Origin of the sequence: Aphanothece microscopica RSMan92 (genome assembly GCF_046613545.2) — a bacterium.
Lineage (GTDB): Bacteria > Cyanobacteriota > Cyanobacteriia > PCC-6307 > Cyanobiaceae > NIES-981.
This window is the reverse complement of sequence record NZ_JBKKKY020000177.1, coordinates 1-1,434: the sequence shown is the minus strand read 5'-3', so window position 1 is coordinate 1,434 and position 1,434 is coordinate 1. Positions and strand designations below refer to the sequence as shown.

1 protein-coding gene is annotated in these 1,434 nt (G+C 67.6%); it reads right to left on the bottom strand.

Features of this window, described 5'->3' with window-relative positions:
* Window positions 1-94: 94 nt before the first annotated feature.
* The gene (locus ACLD7X_RS16750) at window positions 95-1,285 is read right to left on the bottom strand and encodes a phosphotransferase family protein (RefSeq protein WP_411424823.1); all 1,191 of its coding nucleotides are present in this window, start codon (window positions 1,283-1,285) and stop codon (window positions 95-97) included.
* Between the last annotated feature and the right edge of the window lie 149 nt (window positions 1,286-1,434).

The following is a 1,434-nucleotide window of genomic DNA, read 5'->3' as shown; positions in this document are numbered from 1 at the left end:
CCCAACTGGAACGAGGTAGTTTAGCGGCTAGGAGTTCTCCGGCAGTATCCGTCGTTAGCTTGTAGAATTGAGTCATAATGAAGTTAGGCCTCGTTTATTTGGTAAGAAAGATCGCCAGGCGCAGCAAGGCCGCGCGGCGCCAGATGCCGATCCGCTTCAGCGGCAGATGCGGCAGCGCCGTGTCCATGGCGGTGAGAAAGGCCCGGTAGGACCTTCCGTCCATCAAGCCCGCCAGGATCAGATGCGCCTGCAGGTTGCCGACATCCAGTGCCGGGTCGCCCAGACGCAGGGTATCGAAATCCAGCAGCCCGACGCCGTCCCCATGCAGAAGGATCTGGCCTTCATGCAGGTCGCGGTGACAGGGAACCCGATCACACTCTGGCAGTGCCAGCAGGTCCTTGGCCAGACGGGCGAGGGGGTCCCGCAACCGACGGGCCACCTCGGGGAAGACGTTTCGCAACCTTTCCGCCCAGCTGTCCAGGATCGCAAGTTCGTCCCGGGCGTCGTGCCGATCCGCGTCGATGGCCAGGCCCTGAAGACCGCCAAGTGCGCGCATGATATCGCGGGTGGCGCGGTATCCGGAGAGGCCGCGGAAGACCGGAGGTGACCCGGGCAGGGCGGCGAACAGCGCAAGCCCCGCCTCGGCGACAAAGCCAAGGGGTCGCGGGATCGTCAGGCCCGTCGTGCCGTCCAGCGCCGACCAAAGCGCATGGTGGCGTTGATAGGCCGCCTCGCCCGAGCCCGAGGTCACGGGGCGGAGGCGGGCGTATTGCGTGCCGGTCCGGCCGGTGATCTTCAGGACGGCCCGCTTGCCCAGGCGGTGGCTGACCAGCCGGATGTCCGAGGCAGGATCAAGTCCCACCCTCTGCAGCTGGTCCGCCGCCCAGGCGGGATCGTGCAACAGGCGCAGTCCTGGCAGCTTTGCATCGAACCCCGGGCGACGCAGGACAAGGCCGCTGCAGGGGTCGGCCACCACCGCAGGTGCCTGGCCGCCGTCGGACTGGCCGCGCCTGGGTTTCGACAGGCGGGCGCTTTCCGCCTGGGCCCGTGTCGCCGCGGATGGGCCGACCCATTCCCCGATGAGCAGGCCGCTGTCGCCCTCTGCCCGCAGCATGACCTGCATCGGCTTGGTGGCGGGAAAGTGCACGCGTATGACCTCGACAGTCACCGGGGTCCGCCCCGCGGCCAGCGCAGCCGCTGCTGCCGGGGACGGCCCCTCGGCGATCAGGGCGCGCAGGGTCTTCGGGTCGGGACAAAGCTGCGTAGCGACATCCATCTTCGTCATGCCCTTTGCTCCAGTCTTAGTGGCAGGACCGGCACCAGTTGGCCGGACCGCAGGTGAACCACCCGGTCGGCCAGCGACAGCGACACGGCGTCATGCGCGATGAGGAGAGTCGTGCGGCCCTTTGCGACGGTCCGCAGGGTGCTGACCAA

Coding starts and splice junctions, on each gene's coding strand:
- ACLD7X_RS16750 (WP_411424823.1), bottom strand. CDS start 1,285: ATGACGAAGATGGATGTCGCTACGCAGCTTTGTCCCGACCCGAAGACC.